Genomic DNA, 19,905 nt, shown 5'->3' with positions numbered 1-19,905 from the left:
GCCGCCAGCCCTGGGCGTGGTCGCTGCTCAAGGGGGACGCCCCTCCGGTGTCGTCCTGGGCCTTCGGTGGCCTGAGGTTGACGCTCACCGGGTGACGTCGGTGAGCGGGACACCGTTCGCCCCGGTGAGGCGGGCGAGCAACGCGTCGTTGCTGGTGGCCTTCGCCTCGGCGAGTTCCTCTCGGGTGACGCCCACGGCGGTGATGAACGCGACCTGGCCGTCAGGGGCATCGATCACGCTCAGGTGCGGGTCGGTGACGAAGACCAGCGCGTTGAGTCTGCTGGTCTCGGGGCCGAGCTGCCCGCCGACACCCATCCGGTGCCCATCGGCGAACGGGTAGCCCTCGCCGAACACGTACGTGCCGAGATTCTGCAGCGTCGCCAGTGCCCAGCCGGGCGGCAGTTCGTCGCCTTCGTCGCGCGGGACGCGCATCGTCAGCTCGAAACCGAGGCCGCTGGCACCTGGTTCGGGGTCGACGTCGAGCAGACCGTCCAGGTCGCTGAAACCCCACGTGACAAGCAGCCAGTAGCCGTCCGCGCGGTGCGCGCTCAGCTCTTGGACACCCTCACCCACCGGGATATTGGTCGCCCAGCGCAGCGGCTCGTCATCGGGGAGGTGCGCCTCCAGCGCGGTGACGATCGCCTCTCGGCTGCCCTTGCGCCACCGGGGGACGCCGCCGTGAAGGTAGGCGTCCAGCAGCCCGCCCCAGAACGTGTCCGGCGCGAGAGCGCGCTCGTCATATGTCCTCAGGTCGGCGATGAGCTTCTCGAGGTACGGGCGCGACTCTTCGAGGTCCGCCCCGCCCATTTCCCGCGCGCACAGCTCGATCCGGTACAGGAACTCCACGAACGCGCCGAGCGAGGTGTTGATGGTCTCGGGCTCGGGGGTGGGCACGCCGTCCTCCAGCGCGAGCAGGTAGACGTTGCTGCTCTCCAGCTCCACGGCGTAGCGGATCCGGTCGTCGGTACGGCCCTTACCGAGGATCATGAAACGTGCGGGTCGGTTCGGCGTCTCGGCATCGAAGACCGTGAAGGCATCGAACGGACCGTTCACGTGCATCGTGAAGAGAATGTCGGCGGTGACCGGCAGGCCGACCTCGCACAGCAGCTCGACGTCCTCCGGCCGGAAGCCGCGCTCCTCGACCTGGTCGCGGTCGAGCGTGACGATGCCGTCCGTGCCGAAGACCCGGACGAGTTCGGAGTGCGTGACCACTGGTGGCCTCTTTCACAGGGGGTGGGAGACCATCAAGATCGTAGTGCTGCGGTGTCCCACTCGCCTTGAATCCCTGGAACACGACGGCAGTCCTCCTGTCGTTCGCCGCGAGATCGGGCGGGTCAGCAGTGGCCCGGCAAGGGCGAAGCTCCCGTCCTTCTCATGTGTCTACGATGTAGACAGGAGCTACAGTGTAGACGCGTGCTTGACGTCATCAGGAAGGAGAGCCATGACGAGCGACACGGTTGGGGTGCCCGGGGCTCGGCTACACGTCGAACTTGCCGGTGACGGGCCCCCGCTGCTGCTGATCTCCGGCGGCGGAGGCGATGCCGGGATGTATGCGGACGTGGTCCCGCTGCTGGCGCGGACGTACACCGTGATCACCTACGATCGGCGCGGCAATTCACGCAGCCCGTTCACCCACCCCGACGCCTCGATCACGCCTGCCACGCAGGCGGACGACGCGGTCGCCGTCCTCGACCACTACGGCCTCGAACGCGCCTACGTCTTCGGCAACAGCGGGGGCGCGATCATCGCCCTGGAGACGGTGATCAGGCATCCCGGCCGCCTGCTGGGCTCCGTCGTGCACGAGGCGCCGCTGGTCCAGCTCCTGCCGGCCGACTCCGCCGAACGGCGGGAAATCGACCACATCGGCCGCCTCGGCCAGGACGGGCACCTGATGCGGGCCTTCGCGGCCTTCGGCGCGATGACGCTGCCCGACCCCCCGCGCATCTTCCTGTCGCCCACCGGCCAGACCGTCATCGCCGCCGGCACCCAGCTCATGCTCACCGCCGGCGACCTGGCGCGGAGGCTCACCCGGCGCGAACCGGATGCGATGACCCGCCAACTCCACAACGCGGAGCTCATGCTGCGCCGCGAGCTACCCGCCTTCTGCTTCGACTACCAGCCCGACCTGTCCGCGCTGGCCGCCACCACGGCGCCGTGGTGCCTGGCCACCGGGCGCGACAGCGTCGGCAAGCCCTACTACACTCCCGCGCACGTGCTGTCCGAGCGCCTTGGCATACCCTGCCAGGAGTTCCCCGGCGGCCACGTCCCGTACATGCAGCACCCGGAGGAATTCACCAAGACACTCACCACGATCCTGGAGGGCTTCGCAGCATGACGGCCGACCCCAGATCGCCGGGCACGCTGCCGGAGCCGCCCACCCGGCCCACTCTCACCCGCGAATACCTCGCCGTCGCCGCACTCGCCCTCATCGACGCCCACGGCCTGCGCAAGTTCTCCATGCGCAAGCTCGGCACCGCGGTCGGTTTCGACCCGATGGCCGTCTATCGCTACTACGACGACCAGGAGGCGCTCTTCGACGGCGTCGCCGAGGCGCTGTTCACCGAGATCGATGTCGACACCCTGCCCTGGGACGGCCCCTGGCAGGACCTGGCGCGCGAATACTGCCTGCGACTGCGCGACACCCTCCTGCGCCACCCCCACGCCGTGCAGGTGTTCGCGACCCGGCCGGTGCGCTCGCCCGTCTCCATCGACACCGGCGTCAAGATGCTCACCAAACTCCATGCCGACGGCATCGCCCCGGCGCAGGCCCTGCGCATAGCCCGCTGCCTGCGCGAGTTCACCATCGGCCACGCCCTGGCCATCGCCGTGACCCGGCTCGGCGCGGAGCGGCGCAGCCGCAAACCGCGGCCCGGCAGTCCCGACTACAACGTGCTCGCCGAAGCCGCCGACGCCACCACCCTCGACGACCACTTCGAGATGGGGGTCACCGCGATACTGCGCGGCTTCCAGCACTCCGCCGACTGACCAGGAAACCAGCAAGATCACCGGTGGGGCCGCTCGGCAGCGCGCGTGCTGACCGTGGTCACCGAGCCGGGTCCTTGTAAGGCACCACCGATGCCGACCCAGGTCGGTCAGAGGACGTGGGTCATGGCGCACGGGGACCATCGCCGGCGGAGTCGTCACCACCGTCGAGGGCAACATCCCCGACCGGATCGGCCTGCGGGAGAACTCGCGGCTCATGGGCTACGTGTCGCCTGTCATCCCCGACGACAAGACCAGGATCCCGGACGTGAGCGGCGACGGCTTCGCCGACATTCTCGCGATCAAATCAGACGGGACCGCTATTACGGCAACAACTTCAAAGCCTCCCCCACCGCCCCTTACGGCAACGGCTACCAAATCGGCAGTGGCTGGAGCCCATGCGTCGGAGCCAGGGGCGGACGTCATGGTCGACACGGTCCGCTCCGCGCAGGCAGGCCGAGACTCGGATCCCGGGCGCTGCGCGCGGCCGGAACGGGCAGGTGGCCACCGCCCGTCCAGGACGCCCGCCCGAGGGCGGGCTCAGCTTCCGAGGCGTGACCAGGCGGGCTCCCCGGCACCGCCGGTTACCGGGCTACTTGTGCGGCCCGCTGGGATCCCTGCGTCGTGGGAGCGGGATGGCTGCCCGTCCCCGGCCACTCACAACGGGCCGCACGATGGAGCACTGACTAGCCGCCGAACCTGCCCGCGTTGCTCCGGCTGTACCCCTTGCCCCCGCCGATTCCGCTGCTCGGACCGAGCCCGCTGCTGCCGCCGAGCCCGCCCCTGTCCGAGGCCGCGGACGTGGCCTGAGCCGTCGGGCCGATCAGCAGCGCGACACCCACGGCGGCGGCGACAATTCCGGTGACGATTCGCATTTTTATCCCCCTGTCTGTAGCGGATCTGGATTGCCGCCCAGAGTCGTCGGGAGGCGTCATAGCCGCGTCATAGCCGCAGGGTTATGACGCCGATATGACAGCGGCGGGCGATGCTGCCGCTCGGAGCGCATCGGCGTTTGGGGGCAGGCGAACATGGGACAGCGTCCGCCGGGTTTTCGTGAAGTGTTCGCGGTGCGGGAGTTCCGCGCGCTGCTGGCGGCCCAGAGCCTCTCGACCGCGGGCGATCAGGTCGCGCGGCTGGCTCTCGCCATCCTCGTCTACGCCGACACCGGCTCGCCGGTGTTCACCGCGATCAGCGTCGCGCTCACGTACGTGCCCGAGTTGCTCGGCGGCCCGCTGCTGAGCGGGCTCGCGGACCGGTACCCGCGACGGGAGGTGATGGTGGCGTGCGACCTCGTCCGGGCCGCGCTCATCGCCGCCGCCGCGATCCCCGGTGTGCCGTTGCCCGTGCTGTGGCTGCTCGTGTTCCTGGTGCAGGCGGCGAACGCGCCGGCGCGCGCCGCGCGGTCGGCGAACATGTCGGTCATGCTCACCGGCGATCGCTACACGATGGGGCTCGCGGTGATGTCCACGGCCGCGCAGATCTCCTACTTCGGCGGATTCGCCCTCGGCGGTGTGCTGGTGAGCGCGGCTGGGCCGCACATGGCGCTGCTGGTGGACGCGGGTACGTTCGCCGTCTCCGCGCTGCTGTTCCGATTCGGCCTCCGGCCGCGCCCCGCGAGCAGGCGGGACGCGACGATGCTGGGCTCGGCCCGGGCAGGGATGCGGCTCGTCCGGCGCGACCGCAAGCTACGCGCGCTGGTGTCGCTGGCCTGGACCTACGGCTTCTACGTCGCGCCGCTCGGCCTCGCGGTCCCGTACGCGGGTCAGATCGGCGCGGGAACGGTGGCCGCCGGCCTGTTCCTGGCCGCCGAGTCGGTCGGCTCGGCAGCAGGCGGCCTGCTGCTCACCCGCCTGGTCCCGGCCGAGCTCCGGTCCCGGTTGCTGGGCCCGTTGACGGTGCTCACCGGTGTGCCTCTGCTGGCGATGGTGTTCGCGCCGCCGGTCTGGCTGTCGCTGGTGCTGCTCGTGCTGTCCGGGGTCTTCGCCGCCTACCAGGTGGTCGCCAACGCGACGTTCGTCCTGGCGGTCGCGGTCGAGTACCGCGGTCAAGCGGTCGGAATCGCGGCGTCGGGGCTGTTCGCCGCGCAAGGCCTCGGGATCCTGGGCTCCGGCCTGCTCGCCGAGGCGGTTGGACCTGCGGCGAGCATCGCGACGTTCGCGGCGATCGGAGTGCTGGCCGCCGTTCCTGCCGGCGTCGCCTGGCGGCGGGCGACCCGGTACACCTACGAGTACGCAGGAAAGGAGGAGTGATCATGGAGTTCAGACCCGCAACGGACTGGCACGCGCCGGTCGAGGGGTAGTGAGTCCGCTCAGTCCGCCCGGCGGGTCCGATGGACCCGCCGGGCGGGGACCCCCGCTTCGATGTCGGGGGCGACGCCCCCGACGGCGGCGATGAGATCGCGTAGCCGGGAACGGGCCGCGGCGGCCGACGGCTCACAGCCACGCTCGTCGTGCACCTCGGCCACCTGGTGCAGGGCGCGGGCCTGCCAGATCGGCGAGTCGATGGCCCGTGCGAGCCGCTCGGCCTGGCCGAACCTGTGCAGCGCCCCTTCGTGGTCACGGCGCAACCTGCTCGCCGCGCCGAGCGCCAGCCACGCCTTGGCCTCCGCCAAAGGCTCGTCGACGGCACCGGCCAGCTCGATCGCCTGATGGAGGTATTCCTCACCAGCGGCGAGACGATCCCGCTCGATGTGCAGACAGCCCAGGCCGTAGCGGGCGAAAGCCTCGCCCCGCTGGTCGCCGAGGCCGATGACGGTGGCGAGCAGGTCGGTGAACGCCTGCTCCGCCTCCTCCAGCCGTCCTGAGGCGAGGAGCAGCTCGCCGATCCGGTAGGCGACTTCTGGATGGATGTGCGGGTCGACGGCCCGGCTCGCGGCAAGGGCCTTGTCCAGGTACGGGCGGGCGGAGTCGAGGTGGCCGACGTCCAGCAGGAGCTGGCCCAGCAGGCGCAGCACGAGGATCTCCGCCCCGGCGTCGCCGACCTGGCGTACCGCGTGGAGGGCGCGCTCGCACTGCTCGACGGCCTCGGCGTACAGGCCTCGCATGCCTGCGGTGAACGCGGCCACCCCGTTCGCCAGGCCCCAGCCATGCCGGTCGCCGCAGCTTTCGAAGAGCTCCAGGGCCTCCTCGACGGCGGCGGCGGCCGATCCGTAGCGGTGCCGGTACGCCTCCAGCAGGCCGATCCCGGTGAGCAGGGCGGCGGAGCCGCGGGTGTTGGCGGCCGCGCGGGTGGCGGCGAGCGCGACGCGGTGTGTTTCCTCCCATTCGTCGTAGTGTCCGCGGGTCTGGAACAGCGACGCCGCGCTGACCGCCAGGTCCCAGCACAGTTCGTCGTGCCCGAGTGCGGCGGCTTGGCGGACGGCGGCGACGATGTTCGGGCGTTCGGTTTCGTACCAGGCCAGGGGTTCGGTGTCCACGATGTCCTGGCCCGGTGGTTGCCATCGGGCGGCGGTGCCGTGCAGGACCGCGTAGTCGCCGCCGTAGACCGCGCGATGTGCCCGTTCGACCAGCGCCAGCCAGCCGGCGAGCACGCGGGGGACGGCCTCGGGCTCGCCGAGCTCACGGGCGTACAGGCGGACCAGGTCGTGGAAGCGGTACCGCATGGGCCCGGCGACCTGCAGGAGCTGGGCGTCGACCAGGCTGTCGACCAGGCTGTCGACGAGGTCGGGCGACCCGTTCGCGGCGAGCGCGGTCCAGCCGGGCAGGTCCGGGGTGTCGGTCAGCGCGAGTCCCGAGAGTAGTCGGAGCGCGGCCGGGTCGAGCCCTTCAGCCGACAGCGCGATGCTGCTGCGCACCTCCAGGTCGCCGTGCGCGAGTTCGTCGAGCCGCCGCCGCTCGTCGCTGAGCCGCTCCACCATGTGACCGATCCGCCAGTGCGGCCGGCCGGCGAGCCGGGCACCGGCGATCCTGAGCGCCAGGGGCAGGTTCCCGCACAGCCGCACGAGTTCGTCCGTGGCCTGCGGTTCGGTCCGCAGACGGTGAGCGCCCGTGACCTTGGCGAGGAACCGTACGGACTGGGCGGCTTCGAGCTCTCCGAGCTCCACGCGGCCGGTGCTGGGCAGGGCGCACAGCCTCGATCTGCTGGTCACCAGCACGGCGCAGCCCGCGCCGCCCGGGAGCAGGAGCCGCACCTGCGCCTCGTCGACGGCGTCGTCCAGCACGACCAGGACGCGCCGCTCCGACAGGAGTTCCCTGAACCTGGCCGCACGCTCGTGCACGTCGGCGGGAAGGTCCTGCACCGGCTCACCCAGCGCGCGCAGGAACTGCGCGAGAACCTCCCCGGGCACCACCCGCCGATCCTGTACGGCACGCAGCCGGGCGAACAGCTGGCCGTCCGGAAACCGCGCCCGCACGCGGTGCGCGATGTGCAAGGCCAGTGTGGTCTTGCCCACCCCGGCCTTGCCCGTGACGATCAGGACGGCCACCGCGGGCCCGGCCTCCGGCCGCAGCGCCGCCTCCAACTCGGCCGCAGCCCGATCCCGCCCGGTGAAGTCCGGTACGTCGGGCGGCAACTGACCAGGGCGGGGGCGATCGGGCTCCCGGTCGAGGTCGAGCGAGGGATCACCGGTGAGAATGGCCTGCTCCAACCGCGCCAGGCGTGGCTCGGGCTCGAGTCCGAGCTCCTCCACGAAGGTTCGGCGGGCGGCCTGGTAGAGCGCCAGCGCGTCGGCCTTGGCGCCGCACCGGTAGAGGGCCAGCATGCGCAGCTCCCACATCCGCTCGCGCATGGGGTGCTCGCCGGTCAGCGTGGCCAGCTCAGACAGCAGCTCGCGGTGCCGGCCGAGGCGCAACTCCAGCTCCAGGCACTCCTCCAGAACGGCCAGGCGGGCCTCCTCCATGCCGGTCTTCTCCGCCTCCAGGACGGTGGCGTCGATGCCGGAAAGGAGGGGACCCCGCCACAGCGCCAGCCCCGCCCGCAGGGACGTGACAGCCTGCGCATGCCGGCCCTCGGCGGCGGCGCGGCGGCCCGCCTCGACGTGGCCGGCGTATTCGAGCAGGTCAAGGGTTTCCGGTCCGGTCTCGAGCAGATAGCCGCCCGGCCTGGTCCTGATCACGCTGGGGCAGCCGGCCGCGGCCAAGGTCCTGCGCAGCCGTCCCACGGTGTTCCGGACCTGCCGCCAGGCCGACTCGGGCACCGGATCGGCGAAGGACACCTCGACCAGCTGGTCCACGGTGACCGTGCGGTTGGCACGAAGCAGCAGCAGCGCGAGCGAATCGCGCTGGCGTAAGCCCAGATCCACCACGTCCCCGTGCACGGTCACCTCGATCTGCCCGAGAACATGGAACCGCACGGTCATGGATGGCCCTTTACGATTTTCACCCCGTTTGTCAATAATCATGTTCGTGGGTGTGACACGTGTCCACGCTCTGCAGTCATGACTGAAAAGCCCTGCGTGAACAGCGAAGTCGAATGTTGCGGATCCATTTCACGAGTGAGGACCTTGCGCGGACGCGGATCGCCACGACGGCGGATCCCCTGTGGGAGATCGCGCTGAGCATGTACCGCCTGATGGGGCGCAGGGGCGGAAGCGCGTTCGCCGTCTGGCGGAGCCGTACCCGGCACGATCTGGCCAGGACGGGCGGCACGGCCGCGGTGCGACGGGTCCTCGCGCCGCTCTTCCCCAGCACCTCCTCCTACTTCCCCGACTTCCTCACCCCGCCTGACGGCGTTCTCGGGCTGGACGCGGGAGTGGACGCCGTACTGAGCACACCACGGCGACTGCTCCGCCGGGAGCTGGACAAGCTGGCGGGCAGGACGGGTACGCCGTCATGGGCCTGGGGACTGGCCGACGGCCGTCGGGATGCCTTCCACGACCTGCGGCACGGACTGCACACCTACTTCGACACGGCCATCGCCCCGTACTGGCCCGACATCCACAGCATGGTGGATGCCGACCGGGCGGTACGCGGACGCGCGTTCCTGGACGGCGGGGCCGGCGGCATGCTGGCCGGTTTCCGGCCGATCATGCGCTGGGAGCCGCCCGTGCTGTCGATGGATCATCCGGTGGACCGGGACGTGCATCTCGGGGGACGAGGGGTGGTGCTGATCCCCTCGTACTTCTGCTGGGGGGCGCCCGTGCCGTTGGCGGATCCCGAACTGCCGCAGGTGCTGGTCTATCCGATCCAGCGGGTTCAGCCGTCGGCGGCGACGAAGGAGTTGCCGACGTCCGGTGCTCCTGTCGCCCGGCTGCTGGGTCCCACCCGCGCCGCCATCCTCCGTGCCACCGTCGACGGAGCGACGACCGGCGAGCTCGCTCGGCGCCAGCGGATCCACGCCTCCGGCGTGAGCCAGCACACCAAGGTGTTGCGTGAGGCGGGCCTGATCGTCAGCCGGAGGACGGGCGCCCAGGTCCTCCACACCATCACCCCCTTGGGCGCGGCCCTGCTGGCGGGCGCCACGGCCGGCAGGCCCGCGTGAGATCGGCTCCGGCGGCGGCATCGCCGCCGTACCACTGCGGACGTGATCGGCCAGTCCGGGTCAGCCATCTCCATGCGAACATCTCCACCGCGCCGTTCGCGTCCTTGTTGTCACATCGATTCGACGGATGTCTCTGATCGAGGTCCAGGGCTGTCGCGATGCCGGCGAGTGGGAAGCGCGAGGGCGGCGAGGACCGCGAGGACGAGCACGCCCGAGCAGATCCAGAAGCTGACGGTGAACCCGGCCTCGGTGGGGATGCCCTGGGAGGTGTTCGCGGAGAGGACCGCGGCGAGGACGGCGGTGCCGAGGCTGCCGCCGATGGTGCGGGCGAGGGTGTTGATGCTGGTGGCGACGCTGGTCTGGGACGGCGGGACGGTGGCGAGGATCGCGTTGGTCATGGCGGCGGACGCCAGACCGATACCGATGCCCATGAGGGTGACCGCGGTGAGAATGTGCCACGCCGCGTCGTGAGCGACGGCGAGCAGCGCGAACGAGGACGTCGCCATGAGGATGCCCGTCACCAGTGGGAGCTTGGCGCCGAAGCGGCGGTTCAGGGCACCGGACAGCGGCGCGAACACCACCATCGCCACGGTCGCGGGCAGGAGGAACAGGCCGGCTTCGCTGACGGACTTGCCGAGGCCGTAGCCGGTCGAGGTGGGCAGTTGGAGCAGCAGCGGCACGAGGAGGAACGAGCCGAACGTCACGACGCCGAAGGCGGTGCCCGCGAGGTTGGTCGTCCACACGCCCCGGCCGGCGAACATGCGCATGTCCACCAACGGGACGCGGACTCGCAGCTCGACCGCGACCCAGGCGGCCAGGGTCACGGCGGCCCCGCCGAACAGGCCCAGCGTCAGGCCGCTCGCCCAGCCCCAGCCGCCGCCCTTGCTGAGCGCCAGCAGCAGGCAGACCAGACCGGCGGACAGCAGCAGCACGCCCGGCACGTCGATGCGGCCCGGAGCGCGGACGGGGAATGCCGGGACACCGAACGCGACCCCCGCCATGGTGAGACCGATCAGCATCAGCGGCAACCAGAACAGCCAGTGCCAGTTCAGGGTGGCGACGATCGGTCCCGCCAGCACCGTGCCGAGGCCACCGCCCGTGCCGAGCAGCGCTGACAGCAGACCGACGGCGATGCCGACCCGTTTGGGCGGCAGCGTGTCCCGGACGATGCCGAACGCCAGCGGCAGGATCGCGCCCCCGGCCCCTTGCAGTACCCGGCCGGCCACCAGGACAGCGAGAGTCTCGGCCAGCGCGGCGACCAGAGTGCCGGCGGCGAGCACGCCGAGGACGATGAGCAGCACCCGGCGGCGGCCGAACATGTCGCCGAGCCGGCCCGCGACCGGGGTCGCGATCGCGGCGGCCAGGAGGTAGGCGGTCACGAGCCAGCTGATGTCCGCCGTTGACACGGACAACTCGCCCGCGATGACGGGCAGGGCCGGAGCGACGAGCGACTGCAGCATCGCGAACACCACTCCGGCCAGTGCCAGGAACGTGAGCACGAGCGTGGGTCTCGTGCGCCGGGGGAGCACGGGAGTCGGCTCCTCCCCAAGGGTTACGTCGGTACGCATCGCCTCACCAGGTGACGGGGAGTCCGTGGACGCCGTAGGCGGACATCTCGTGCCCGGCGACCAGCAGGATCATGCTGTCGCCGGTGAGCATGCGCCGCACCCTCGCGTGGTCGGGGCCGTCGGCGCGGGCGGAAGGTCAGGTGACGCGAACGCGCCGAGGATCGGAAGGGTGTCGCTACTCGGGCACGAGGCCCTGTTGGGTGACGACCCGTAGCAACTGCGCGATCTCCTCGCCGGGACCGGCCGGGACGGTGTAGCCGGTCTCGTCGCGGATCTCGGCGAGGTGGTCCCGGACGTCCTCGACGGACAGTTCCGGGTGGTGGTAGCCGGGCGTCCTGCCGATGAAGAAGCGAGCGACCTGCCCGGCGCCCGCGGTGTAGATCTCGCCGGTGACCGGGCAGTCCTCGTGCGCGAGGAACGCCACCACCGGCGCCACCAGCGCGGGATCGAGCCTGCCGAGGACGGCGTTGACCATGGCCATGTTCGCGGGGTCGAGCCGGGAGCCTTCGCCGAGATGATTGACGAGCATGCGGGTGGCGGCGATGGGGGCGATGGCGTTGACCTTGATGCCGTGCTCGGCGCCCTCGACGGCGAGGACGCGGGTGAAGCCGGCCACTCCCGCCTTGGCGGTGCCGTAGTTGCTCTTGTGCGGGCTGCCGAGCAGTCCGGCCGCCGAGGTGGTGTTGACGACCCGGCCGTAACCTTGCTCTCGCATGACCTTCCACGTCGGCCGGGTCACCTGGAACAGAGCCTTGACGTGCACGTCGAGGACCGGGTCCAGCACGTCGGGAGTCGTGTCCTCCAGCAGCGCGTCCCGCAGGATGCCCGCGTTGTTGACGAGGATGTCGACCCTGCCGTACGTGTCGAGCGCGGTGCGGACGAGTGCCGCGCCGCCGTCCGGCGTCGCCACGTCGCCGGTGTCCGCGATCGCGTCGCCGCCGCGGGCGCGGATCTCGGCGGCGACGGTCTCGGCCGGACCGACGTCGCGGCCGTCGCCGGTCACCGAGCCGCCGATGTCGTTGACCACGACTTTCGCGCCACGGGCGGCCAGCAGCAACGCGTACTCCCGGCCGAGCCCGCCGCCGGCACCGGTGACGACGGCGGTCCTGCCGTCGAAGGTGAGTTCGGTCATGTCGCGCCTCCTCCTCACCACTCGACGGGCAGCGCGTGGACGCCGTAGATGCTCATGTCGTTGCGGAAGCGGATCTCCTCGATCGGGACGGCGAGGCGAAGGCCGGGAAGCCGGCGCAGCAGGGTGGGCAGCGCGATCTGGAGTTCGGCGCGGGCAAGGGTCTGACCGATGCACTGGTGCACGCCGTAGCCGAAGGCGATGTGGCCACGTGCCGGGCGGTCGAGGTCGAGGATCTCCGGCCGGTCGGTGAACGCGGGATCCCAGTTGCCCGCCGGCAGGTTCATGATCAGTCCTTCGCCGGCCCGGACGAGCGTGCCACCGATCTCGACGTCCTCCTTGGCGATCCGGGCGATGAGGCTGTGCACGATCGTGAGGTAGCGCAACAGTTCCTCGACGGCGTTCGCGATCACGTTCTGGTCGTCTGTGTCGCGGAGCACGGCTGCCTTGTCCGGATTCTGCAGCAACGCGACCGTGCCCAGCGCGATCATGTTGGCGGTGGTCTCGTGGCCGGCGTTGAGCAGGATGACCCCGTTCATCGCCGCGGTCTCCCGGCGCAGCTCCCCGGTCTGTACGTGCTCGCGGATCACCCGGCTCATCAGGTCATCGCCCGGCTCGCGTTCCTTGCGGGCCACCAGCTCCATCATGTAGCCGAAGAACTCCCGGGAGGCCTTCAGCTTCTCCTCGGGCGGGGTGTTCATGTTCATCAGCTTGCCGGTGACGCCCTGGAAGAAGTCGTGGTCGGTGTACGGCACCCCGAGCAGCAGCGAGATCACCAGCGACGGGATGGGCAGCGCGTAGTCCTGGACGAGATCACCCGGCTGTCCTTTCTCCACCATCGCGTCGATGAACTCGTTCGCCATCGCCTCGATGTCCGGGCGCATCGCGTTGACCCGTTTGACCGTGAAGTCCTTGGTGAGCATGCGGCGCAGCCGCGCGTGCTCCGGGTCGTCCATTCTCGGGAAGGTCTCCGGCGCGTTGGGGCCCTCGTGCTTCCCGTGGCCCTGCAGCACACCGAGGACCTCCGCGCTGATCGCCGGGTGGGCCATGGCGGTTTTGATGTCCTCGTACCGGCTCACCGCCCATACGGTGTGACCGTTCCAGTTCACCCGGCGCAGGCCCTCCTCCTCGCGCCAGCGCGTGTACTCGGCGGGTGGGTTGAACGGGCAGCGGGCTTCGCGATCGCCAGGGAAGATCGGAAGGTCCGCGGCGTCGGTATCGGTCGCGGTGCTCATGGAAACCTCCTGTTGGGTCATGCGGCGGTCGGGCTGGTGAGAGCGGCGGTCCACGGGCCGCCGGCCGCGATGAGGGAGCGCCAGGCGCGCAGGATCTTGGGCGATTTGCCGACGGCGAGCACGCCGGCGACGCGCTCGCCTCTGCGATAGGCGACGAGGAACTGCCGCCGGGAGAGGTCACTGTCCATGACGAGTGCCTCGTCATGGTCGCGCAGGTGGCCGTAGGCCTGGATCTTGACGTCGTACTGGTCGGACCAGAAGTACGGGACGGGGGCGAACGGGCGGGGTTCGCCGAGGATGTTGCGGGCGACGGCCATACCCTGCTCGGCGGCGTTGGTGCGGTGCTCGATCCGCATCGCGGTGCCGAACAGCGGGTTGTGCCAGCGGGCCACGTCACCGGCTCCGTACACGTTCTCCGCGGCTGAGCAGAACTGGTCGCATGCCAGTCCGTCGTCGACGGTCAGGCCGCTGCCTGCCAGCCATTCGGTATTGGGCACCGAGCCGATGGCCACCAGCACGTCGTCGGCCGGCAGGACGGTCGCATCGGACAGACGCACGCCGGTCACCGTGCCCTCGGCGCTGAGGATCTCGGTGACCACGGCCTCTGTGTGCACGGCAACGCCGTGGTCGTGGTGCAGCCGGGTCAGGAACCGTCCGGCCTCCTCGCCGACGGCCTGGCCCAGCGGCACCGGCCCCGCTTCCAGCAACGTCACCCGGACCCCGAGAGCGCGGGCGGTGGCGGCCACCTCGGCGCCGACGAACCCGGCGCCGGCGATCACCAGGTGCCGTCCCGGCCGGAGTCTTTCCTTCAGCGCCAGCGCGTCCGGCAGGGTGCGCAGCGTGTGCACTCCGGCCAGACCGTCGGTGCCGGGGAGGCGGCGAGCACGGACGCCGGTCGCGATGATCACAGCGTCGTAAGGGACGCGGGTCTCGTCGGCCAGCGTCACCTGTTTCCGGCCCGGGTCCAGCCCGGTCGCCGGCAGGCCCAGCCGCAGCTCCAGCCCCAGCGCGTCGAGGTCGGCAGCCGGACGCAGCGCGAGCTTGGCCGGCGCCCACTGCCCGGTCAGCAGTTGCTTGGACAGCGGCGGCCGGTCGTAGGGCGGCCGGGGCTCGTCACCGACGAGCGTGATCACGCCCGCGAATCCCATCCGACGCAACGACTCCGCCGCCGCCAGCCCGCCGGCCGAGGCCCCGACGATCACCACCCGGTTCATGACTCCGCCAGGTGGATGGCCGCGGCGGGGCACACCATGGCCGACTCCCGGACCGCGTCGTGCGACTCCGGGCCGGGCGTCTCGTCCAGCAGCACGACGACGCCGTCCTCGTCCCGCTGGTCGAACACGTCCGGCGCGAGCAGCACGCACTGACCTGCGGCGACGCACTTGTCGGCGGCCACGTTCACCTTCATCGGACTCCTCCCCGAACAATTGGCAGTGTGATGCCAGTTCCCCTCGTGGGGCAGAAGCTAGCACAACTGGCAGCAACCTGCCAGTTGGTATGCTCTGCTGATGGCCACAGAGACTGAGCGGCACCTGCGGGCCGACGCCGCGCGCAACGTCGAACGCATCGTGCGGGCTGCTCACGCGGCCTTCGCCGACGACGGCCCTGAGGTGTCGCTCGAGGAGATCGCCCGCCGCGCCGGGGTGGGCATCCGGACGCTCTACCGCCACTTCCCGCGCCGGGGCGACCTGATCAAGGCCGTTCTCGATCAGCGGGTGGCCGAGGAACTCATGCCGGCGATCGAGCGAGCGCTCGACGACGAGGATCCACGGGACGGTCTGACCGCGTTGATCGAGGCCGCGCTCGCCATGGTGACCCGCGAGATGAGCACGCTCGCCGCCGCCAAGAGCGCCGACTCCCTCACGCCCGACCTTTCCACCGCGTTCTTCGAGGCCATGATCGTGCTCATGCGCCGGGCCCAGCAGGCCCGCCTGCTCCGGGCCGACCTCGTCCCGGAGGACCTGGGCCGGATCATGGCCATGCTCACCAGCGTGCTCTGGACGATGGACCCCGAGACCGAGGGCTGGCGCCGCTACCTGGGCTTCGTCCTCGACGGCCTCTCGCCTGCCACGGCGACCGTCCAGCCCCCGGCCGCGCCCGTGGTGAAGAAGCCACGCGCGGGCAGCCTGTTCGGCTGACTCTCCCTCTCTGTCGGTAGTCAATGTCGGGGTTGATATCAGGGTGAACCCTGATGTGCGCTTAAATAATTGTCAGCATGCTGCCAGTTGATTCCGGAGAGATCCATCTGAGAGGTGCCGGTCATGGCGTTCTTCAATGTGCTTGAGTGGTTGCAGTCGTTGCCCGAGCCCGCGATGCTGGCGGGAGCAGGAGCGATCGCGCTGGGAGAAGCCATCATCGGCGTCGGGTTCCTGCTTCCGGGGGAGGCGGCGCTGCTGATCGCGGCGGCCACCATCAACTCGGTGCCGGAGTTTCTGCTCATGTGGGCGGTGGTCACGGTCGGCGCCCTGGTCGGCAACGTGATCGGGTTCGAGCTCGGCCGCCGCGTCGGCCCTTCGTTGCGTAATACCAAGCTCATCCGCAGGTACGGCGGGGACGGCTGGGACAGAGCCTCGGCCCTGCTCCGAAGACACGGTCGCCAGGCCGTGTTCACCGGCCGGCTGATACCGCTCGTCCGCAGCTTCGTACCCGCCGTCGCCGGAGCGGCGCACATGCCCTACCGCACATTCCTGCCACCGGTGGCCGCAGGCGCCGCCTGCTCGACGGCCATGCCCTTGCTGGTCGGCATCGCGGTCGCCGCAGGCCTGAAGAACGCCGACAACCTGATGCTCATCATCCTGGGCGGAGTGCTCCTGGTGGTCGCCGTGGTCATCGTGATCCGCAAGCTCCGCAAGGACGCCCGCGCGAAGACGTCCGCGATGACCACGGCGTCCAGCGGCCCGGAGGACCCAGGGCCCGACCTTGAGGCGAGGCGCTGAAGGTCGCCGAATCCGCCCTCGCGCCTGCATATACGAGTGGGTGACCTGGCTCGTCGGCTATCCCCAGAACGCCTGGGCCTGCCTGCCGAGCGACTGCTGGCCTGCCGTGTTGGCGTGGCAGCCGTCGGCGACCTCATTGGTCTTGAGCCGGAACGTCCCGGAGTAGGTCACGTTCTGCGTCGGGTCGGCGGCCGCCTGCCTGGCGAGATCGTCCGTCAGCTGCGGACCGTTGGCGCCTGCCAGGAAACATGTCTGGCCGGGATCGTAGAGCGGCTGACCGGTGATGTAGATCTTGGCGCCGGAGGCGGCGTGCTGGCGCGCGTTGGCGATGAGCCGCTTCACCTCGTCATAGGTCGCGTTGGCGTTGAACACGCAGATCTGCACCCACACGGCCGTCGGCCTGCCGAACCTGCTCACCTGCTGGTCGAACTTCTGCCAGGCGCTGGAGTTGGGGTCGGTCCACGACTGCACGACCAGACCGCCCGTCCCGTACGGGCCCCACATGCGCTTGCCGCCGACCGCGACGTATCCCTGGGCGACGTTCTCCGCCATGGAGCAGCCGATGAAGCCCATCGAGTTGGCTTGCTGAGGGCCGGTCGGGGTGACCGTCGGCGTCGGTTCGCCCGTGCCGCCGGTGCAGGTCACGCCGTTGAGGGCGAAGACGGACGGTACGGGGTTGCTGCTGTTGTTCCACGAGCCGTTGAAACCGAAGCTCGCATTGCCGTCGGTGGCGAGGTTGCCGTTCCATCCGGCGTTGCGAGCGGTCACCTGCGCACCGCTCTGGGCGACCGTGGCGCTCCATGCCTGGGTCACCTGCTGGCCGGCGCCGAACGACCAGGTCAGCGTCCAGCCGGTGATGGGATCACCCAGGTTGGTCAGGCTCACGTTGGCGGTGAAACCTCCCGTCCACTGAGAGGCCACCGAGTAGGTGACGCGGCAACCGGTCGCGGCATGCGCGCTGGTCACAACCCCGCTGACAGCGGCGATCGCCGCGACCGAGACGATGACGGCGACGAAGAGACGTAACCGAGATAGGTGCATCGCTTCTCCCTCAACTGCGTACTTCCGTGGTGGGCTTGCGATCACAGGTGGGCGTCAACAATTACGGCGCGGGAGCGATCTGTCATCGGCGGACTCCGCACGCGCCACGGGTGGCTCGAGATCGGCGTGGCACCTGCGGCAGCGGCTAGCCTGCCCGCGATCGAAGTCATCCCTGCCTCCGTCGACGCCTGCCGTTCGCGGACGAACGTAAGACACTTACGCGACGGTGGTCAATGTCTCCGTCAAACATCCAGGGCAATTCGGCTGGTGGCGGCCTGGTCGCGAAGCTGTGGCGATGAAAGTTCCACGGTGGTGCCGGCGCGATCTTCAGGATGGTCCCCTACCAGGTGCGGCCAATCGATGATCGAGTGGCCGACCGCACTACAATCCGCCCATGCGCTCTGACGTCGCCCGCAGCCGCACGGCTGATCCACGGCACCGGCATGTCTGAGCCTCAGGACGAAACGACGCCGGCCGGCCCGTTCGAGGACGCCGCCGAGGAGAGGTTCGTCCTGTCCCGCCGGTACGCCGCAGGCACGGGCGGAGTGCGGGGACTGTTGATCACGGTTCTCGGCAATCATGTGAGGCCGACGGGGCTGCCGGCGCCCACTTCGGCGTTCGTCGATGCGCTGGGCCGCTTCGGCGTGAAGGAGGAAGCCTGCCGGCAGGCTCTCGCGCGTGCCTCCGCGGACGGCTGGCTCACGCCCGAACGTGAAGGGCGATACACGTGGTGGCACCTCAGCCCGGCGTTCACGCAGTTCCTCAACCTGGGCGCCGAGCGGATCTTCGGCTTCACCGCGACTCAGCCGGAGTGGGACGGCCGGTGGCTGGTGGTGTTGGCCCGAGCCGCGGAGACGAACCGGGCCGGACGCCACCTGCTGCGCACGCGACTGCGATGGGCGGGGTTCGGCAACCCGGCGCCGGGGGTGTGGGTCAGCACGCACACCGACCGGGTCGGCGAGGCCGAGTTCGTCCTTGACGAGGCGGGGGTTCGCGAGGAGGCGCAGGTCTTCCTGTCGGAGTACCTCGCCGGCGGTGAGGTGTCGACGCTTGTCCGCCAGGCGTGGGACCTTGACGAGGTCGCGCGGCAGTATGAGGCGTTCCTTGCTGAATTCACGCGGCCGCTGTCCAACGATCCGCTGGTCAGGCTGACACAACTGGTGCACGCCTGGCGCCGGCTTGCGCTGGTCGATCCCGCGCTGCCCGCCAAGCTGCTGCCTCCCCAGTGGAGCGGCGCTCGCGCCGCGAAGCTCTTCCGGCGGCAACACGGGAGGTGGGAGCCGGACGGGATGCGTGAGTGGGAACGCATCAGCGGACGGCCGGGATGAACCTCGTCCGGCGCCGCGGGTCAGTCGCGGCGCCGGAGGAGGCTGTCGGCGGACGCCACTACCAGGTGACCGGCAGGGCGGCCACGCCGTACATGGCGGCCCGAGGCCGTAGCGGCACCTCCTTCGCGGGTACGGCCAGTCGCAGCCCGGGGAAGCGCCGCAGCAGCGCCGGATAGGCCAGCCGCATCTCCAGCCGGGCCAGCTGCTGGCCCAGGCACTGGTGGATGCCGTGACTGAAGCCCAGTTGCTGGGTGGCCTGGCGGGTGACGTCGAAGCGGTCGGGGGCGGGGAAGCGGGTCACGAAAGGCCGCTGCCGGGTGCGGCCGTGTTCGGTGTGCTCGGTTGACCTGGCGAGTGTTCCGCTCAGTCGCGGGAACCGCGGCGGCGTACGATCGCGTCGCTGATCTGCCGTGCCGCTTCGAGCTCGGGCGCCACCCAGCGCAGGCCGGTGTCCTTCACGTCCGCCGGCTCGGCGATCGCCTGCGGCAACGGCCCTTCGTCCCGGCCTGACTGCCACGTCGCCGGGTCCGGCCGCTCCGGCAGGTGCCGGAACCGATTGTCATGTTCCTTGTCGCCCATGTTAGAGATGACGATTTTGACCCTCTCGAAGTTCCTCCGGCCTCGCCCTGAACGAACGCGAGAGGCCCGCCGGATGTCAGCGGCAGCGTCAGGACGGCGACAGCCCCGTATCAGAGCGGTCGGCGATCGTAGGGGCATCGAAAGAACACCGCACAAGGAGCACACGATGCAGAAGTTCGACACCCCCGCCCCGATCGCCGCCGTCCTGAACATCCCCGCGGGACGCGTCCAGTTCATCGCCGCCGACCAGGCCGACACCACGGTCGAGGTCCAGCCCACGAACCCCGCCAAGAGCCGCGATGTGAAGGCGGCCGAGGAGACCACGGTCGCCTACGCCGACGGTGTCCTGCGGATCGAGACCGCCGCGGTGAAGAACCAGTACCTCGGCCCGTCCGGATCCATCGACGTGACCGTCAAGCTGCCCGCCGGCTCCCACATCGAGGCGAAGACGTCCGCCGCCGAACTCCGGACCGTCGGCCGCCTCGGTGACGTCGCCTTCGACGGCGCGTACCGCCAGATCACGCTCGAGGAGACCGCGAGCCTGCGCCTGACCGCGACCGACGGCGACGTCGAGGTCGGCCGGCTGGGCGGTCCCGCGGAGATCAGCACCGCACGGGGTGACATCCGCATCGCCGAGGCCGGCGGCGGCAAGGTCGTGCTCCGCACCCAGTCCGGCGACATCGCGATCGC

The 19,905-nt window shown here is 70.4% G+C and carries 18 protein-coding genes and 1 pseudogene; 8 read left to right on the top strand and 11 right to left on the bottom strand.

The genetic code is table 11. The annotated features are described in order from the left end of the window. Positions 1 to 84: 84 nt before the first annotated feature. A complete protein-coding gene (locus AB0L65_RS00095) occupies positions 85 to 1,212 on the bottom strand; it encodes a suppressor of fused domain protein (protein WP_364239016.1) in 1,128 nt (375 codons plus the stop codon). A gap of 229 nt (positions 1,213 to 1,441) precedes the next feature. On the opposite strand from AB0L65_RS00095, the gene AB0L65_RS00090 reads away from it, so the two are divergent. Together AB0L65_RS00090 and AB0L65_RS00085 are read left to right on the top strand one after the other, a co-directional pair. Then, a complete protein-coding gene (locus AB0L65_RS00090; RefSeq protein WP_364239015.1) occupies positions 1,442 to 2,335 on the top strand; it encodes an alpha/beta hydrolase in 894 nt (297 codons plus the stop codon). Then, on the top strand, positions 2,332 to 2,985 hold the full coding sequence (locus AB0L65_RS00085; RefSeq protein WP_364239014.1) for a TetR/AcrR family transcriptional regulator C-terminal domain-containing protein: 654 nt from the start codon (positions 2,332 to 2,334) through the stop codon (positions 2,983 to 2,985). The genes AB0L65_RS00090 and AB0L65_RS00085 overlap by 4 nt, the downstream gene beginning before the upstream one ends. 683 nt (positions 2,986 to 3,668) lie before the next feature. Here AB0L65_RS00085 and AB0L65_RS00080 read toward each other — a convergent pair. After that, positions 3,669 to 3,857, bottom strand: coding sequence for a hypothetical protein (locus AB0L65_RS00080; protein WP_364239013.1), 189 nt, complete (start codon positions 3,855 to 3,857; stop codon positions 3,669 to 3,671). A 153-nt stretch (positions 3,858 to 4,010) separates the two neighbouring features. Here AB0L65_RS00080 and AB0L65_RS00075 point away from each other — a divergent pair, with 153 nt between their 5' ends. Continuing rightward, complete coding sequence (locus AB0L65_RS00075; RefSeq protein WP_364239012.1) at positions 4,011 to 5,231, top strand: MFS transporter; 1,221 nt, start codon at positions 4,011 to 4,013, stop codon at positions 5,229 to 5,231. Between the two features lie 59 nt (positions 5,232 to 5,290). Here AB0L65_RS00075 and AB0L65_RS00070 read toward each other — a convergent pair whose 3' ends face one another. Continuing rightward, positions 5,291 to 8,278: a BTAD domain-containing putative transcriptional regulator gene (locus AB0L65_RS00070; protein ID WP_364239011.1), complete on the bottom strand. Its 2,988-nt coding sequence runs from the start codon at positions 8,276 to 8,278 to the stop codon at positions 5,291 to 5,293. 113 nt (positions 8,279 to 8,391) lie between these two features. Between AB0L65_RS00070 and AB0L65_RS00065 the strand changes: the two genes are divergently transcribed. After that, complete coding sequence (locus AB0L65_RS00065; RefSeq protein WP_364239010.1) at positions 8,392 to 9,399, top strand: helix-turn-helix domain-containing protein; 1,008 nt, start codon at positions 8,392 to 8,394, stop codon at positions 9,397 to 9,399. Positions 9,400 to 9,509: 110 nt separating this feature from the next. Here the strand turns inward: AB0L65_RS00065 and AB0L65_RS00060 are convergent, their stop codons facing one another. From AB0L65_RS00060 to AB0L65_RS00040, 5 genes are all read right to left on the bottom strand, one after another. After that, positions 9,510 to 10,967, bottom strand: coding sequence for an MFS transporter (locus AB0L65_RS00060; protein ID WP_364239009.1), 1,458 nt, complete (start codon positions 10,965 to 10,967; stop codon positions 9,510 to 9,512). Positions 10,968 to 11,142: 175 nt separating this feature from the next. Then, positions 11,143 to 12,099 carry an SDR family NAD(P)-dependent oxidoreductase gene (locus AB0L65_RS00055; protein ID WP_364239008.1) on the bottom strand — a complete coding sequence of 319 codons (957 nt, stop codon included), beginning with the start codon at positions 12,097 to 12,099 and terminating at the stop codon, positions 11,143 to 11,145. A gap of 14 nt (positions 12,100 to 12,113) precedes the next feature. Beyond that, positions 12,114 to 13,331, bottom strand: a complete 1,218-nt coding sequence (locus AB0L65_RS00050) for a cytochrome P450 (RefSeq protein ID WP_364239007.1) — start codon at positions 13,329 to 13,331, stop codon at positions 12,114 to 12,116. 17 nt (positions 13,332 to 13,348) lie between these two features. Next, complete coding sequence (locus AB0L65_RS00045; RefSeq protein WP_364239006.1) at positions 13,349 to 14,545, bottom strand: FAD-dependent oxidoreductase; 1,197 nt, start codon at positions 14,543 to 14,545, stop codon at positions 13,349 to 13,351. Then, positions 14,542 to 14,739, bottom strand: coding sequence for a ferredoxin (locus AB0L65_RS00040; RefSeq protein ID WP_350722003.1), 198 nt, complete (start codon positions 14,737 to 14,739; stop codon positions 14,542 to 14,544). The genes AB0L65_RS00045 and AB0L65_RS00040 overlap by 4 nt, the downstream gene beginning before the upstream one ends. Positions 14,740 to 14,839: 100 nt before the next feature. Between AB0L65_RS00040 and AB0L65_RS00035 the strand changes: the two genes are divergently transcribed. Both AB0L65_RS00035 and AB0L65_RS00030 read left to right on the top strand, forming a co-directional pair. Continuing rightward, the gene (locus tag AB0L65_RS00035; RefSeq protein WP_364239005.1) at positions 14,840 to 15,469 is read left to right on the top strand and encodes a helix-turn-helix domain-containing protein; all 630 of its coding nucleotides are present in this window, start codon (positions 14,840 to 14,842) and stop codon (positions 15,467 to 15,469) included. Between the two features lie 123 nt (positions 15,470 to 15,592). Then, entirely contained in the window at positions 15,593 to 16,267 is a 675-nt protein-coding gene (locus AB0L65_RS00030) for a DedA family protein (protein WP_364239004.1), read from the top strand. Between the two features lie 57 nt (positions 16,268 to 16,324). Here the strand turns inward: AB0L65_RS00030 and AB0L65_RS00025 are convergent, their stop codons facing one another. Next, entirely contained in the window at positions 16,325 to 17,308 is a 984-nt protein-coding gene (locus AB0L65_RS00025) for a cellulose-binding domain-containing protein (RefSeq protein ID WP_364239003.1), read from the bottom strand. A gap of 332 nt (positions 17,309 to 17,640) precedes the next feature. Between AB0L65_RS00025 and AB0L65_RS00020 the strand changes: the two genes are divergently transcribed. Then, positions 17,641 to 18,636: a PaaX family transcriptional regulator C-terminal domain-containing protein gene (locus AB0L65_RS00020; protein WP_364239002.1), complete on the top strand. Its 996-nt coding sequence runs from the start codon at positions 17,641 to 17,643 to the stop codon at positions 18,634 to 18,636. Between the two features lie 58 nt (positions 18,637 to 18,694). Here the strand turns inward: AB0L65_RS00020 and AB0L65_RS00015 are convergent. Next, positions 18,695 to 18,931, bottom strand: a pseudogene (locus AB0L65_RS00015) (cytochrome P450); the annotation flags it as partial. A gap of 68 nt (positions 18,932 to 18,999) precedes the next feature. Next, a complete protein-coding gene (locus AB0L65_RS00010; RefSeq protein ID WP_364239001.1) occupies positions 19,000 to 19,215 on the bottom strand; it encodes a hypothetical protein in 216 nt (71 codons plus the stop codon). A 166-nt stretch (positions 19,216 to 19,381) separates the two neighbouring features. Between AB0L65_RS00010 and AB0L65_RS00005 the strand changes: the two genes are divergently transcribed. Next, on the top strand, positions 19,382 to 19,905 hold a 524-nt coding region (locus AB0L65_RS00005; RefSeq protein ID WP_364239000.1), incomplete at its 3' end, for a DUF4097 family beta strand repeat-containing protein.

The organism is Nonomuraea sp. NPDC052116, from assembly GCF_040680035.1.
GTDB classification, from domain to species: domain Bacteria; phylum Actinomycetota; class Actinomycetes; order Streptosporangiales; family Streptosporangiaceae; genus Nonomuraea; species Nonomuraea angiospora_A.
Note: the sequence above shows the minus strand (reverse complement) of the source record. Positions and strands in the feature narration are given on the sequence as shown.

Excerpts from the sequence above, each read along its gene's own strand:
- AB0L65_RS00080 (WP_364239013.1), bottom strand. The coding sequence starts at position 3,857 with ATGCGAATCGTCACCGGAATTGTCGCCGCCGCCGTGGGTGTCGCGCTG.
- AB0L65_RS00090 (WP_364239015.1), top strand. The coding sequence starts at position 1,442 with ATGACGAGCGACACGGTTGGGGTGCCCGGGGCTCGGCTACACGTCGAA.
- AB0L65_RS00075 (WP_364239012.1), top strand. The coding sequence starts at position 4,011 with ATGGGACAGCGTCCGCCGGGTTTTCGTGAAGTGTTCGCGGTGCGGGAG.
- AB0L65_RS00050 (WP_364239007.1), bottom strand. The coding sequence starts at position 13,331 with ATGAGCACCGCGACCGATACCGACGCCGCGGACCTTCCGATCTTCCCT.
- AB0L65_RS00025 (WP_364239003.1), bottom strand. The coding sequence starts at position 17,308 with ATGCACCTATCTCGGTTACGTCTCTTCGTCGCCGTCATCGTCTCGGTC.
- AB0L65_RS00045 (WP_364239006.1), bottom strand. The coding sequence starts at position 14,545 with ATGAACCGGGTGGTGATCGTCGGGGCCTCGGCCGGCGGGCTGGCGGCG.
- AB0L65_RS00055 (WP_364239008.1), bottom strand. The coding sequence starts at position 12,099 with ATGACCGAACTCACCTTCGACGGCAGGACCGCCGTCGTCACCGGTGCC.
- AB0L65_RS00035 (WP_364239005.1), top strand. The coding sequence starts at position 14,840 with ATGGCCACAGAGACTGAGCGGCACCTGCGGGCCGACGCCGCGCGCAAC.
- AB0L65_RS00030 (WP_364239004.1), top strand. The coding sequence starts at position 15,593 with ATGGCGTTCTTCAATGTGCTTGAGTGGTTGCAGTCGTTGCCCGAGCCC.
- AB0L65_RS00065 (WP_364239010.1), top strand. The coding sequence starts at position 8,392 with ATGTTGCGGATCCATTTCACGAGTGAGGACCTTGCGCGGACGCGGATC.
- AB0L65_RS00020 (WP_364239002.1), top strand. The coding sequence starts at position 17,641 with ATGGTCCCCTACCAGGTGCGGCCAATCGATGATCGAGTGGCCGACCGC.
- AB0L65_RS00040 (WP_350722003.1), bottom strand. The coding sequence starts at position 14,739 with ATGAAGGTGAACGTGGCCGCCGACAAGTGCGTCGCCGCAGGTCAGTGC.
- AB0L65_RS00070 (WP_364239011.1), bottom strand. The coding sequence starts at position 8,278 with ATGACCGTGCGGTTCCATGTTCTCGGGCAGATCGAGGTGACCGTGCAC.
- AB0L65_RS00060 (WP_364239009.1), bottom strand. The coding sequence starts at position 10,967 with ATGCGTACCGACGTAACCCTTGGGGAGGAGCCGACTCCCGTGCTCCCC.
- AB0L65_RS00010 (WP_364239001.1), bottom strand. The coding sequence starts at position 19,215 with ATGGGCGACAAGGAACATGACAATCGGTTCCGGCACCTGCCGGAGCGG.
- AB0L65_RS00085 (WP_364239014.1), top strand. The coding sequence starts at position 2,332 with ATGACGGCCGACCCCAGATCGCCGGGCACGCTGCCGGAGCCGCCCACC.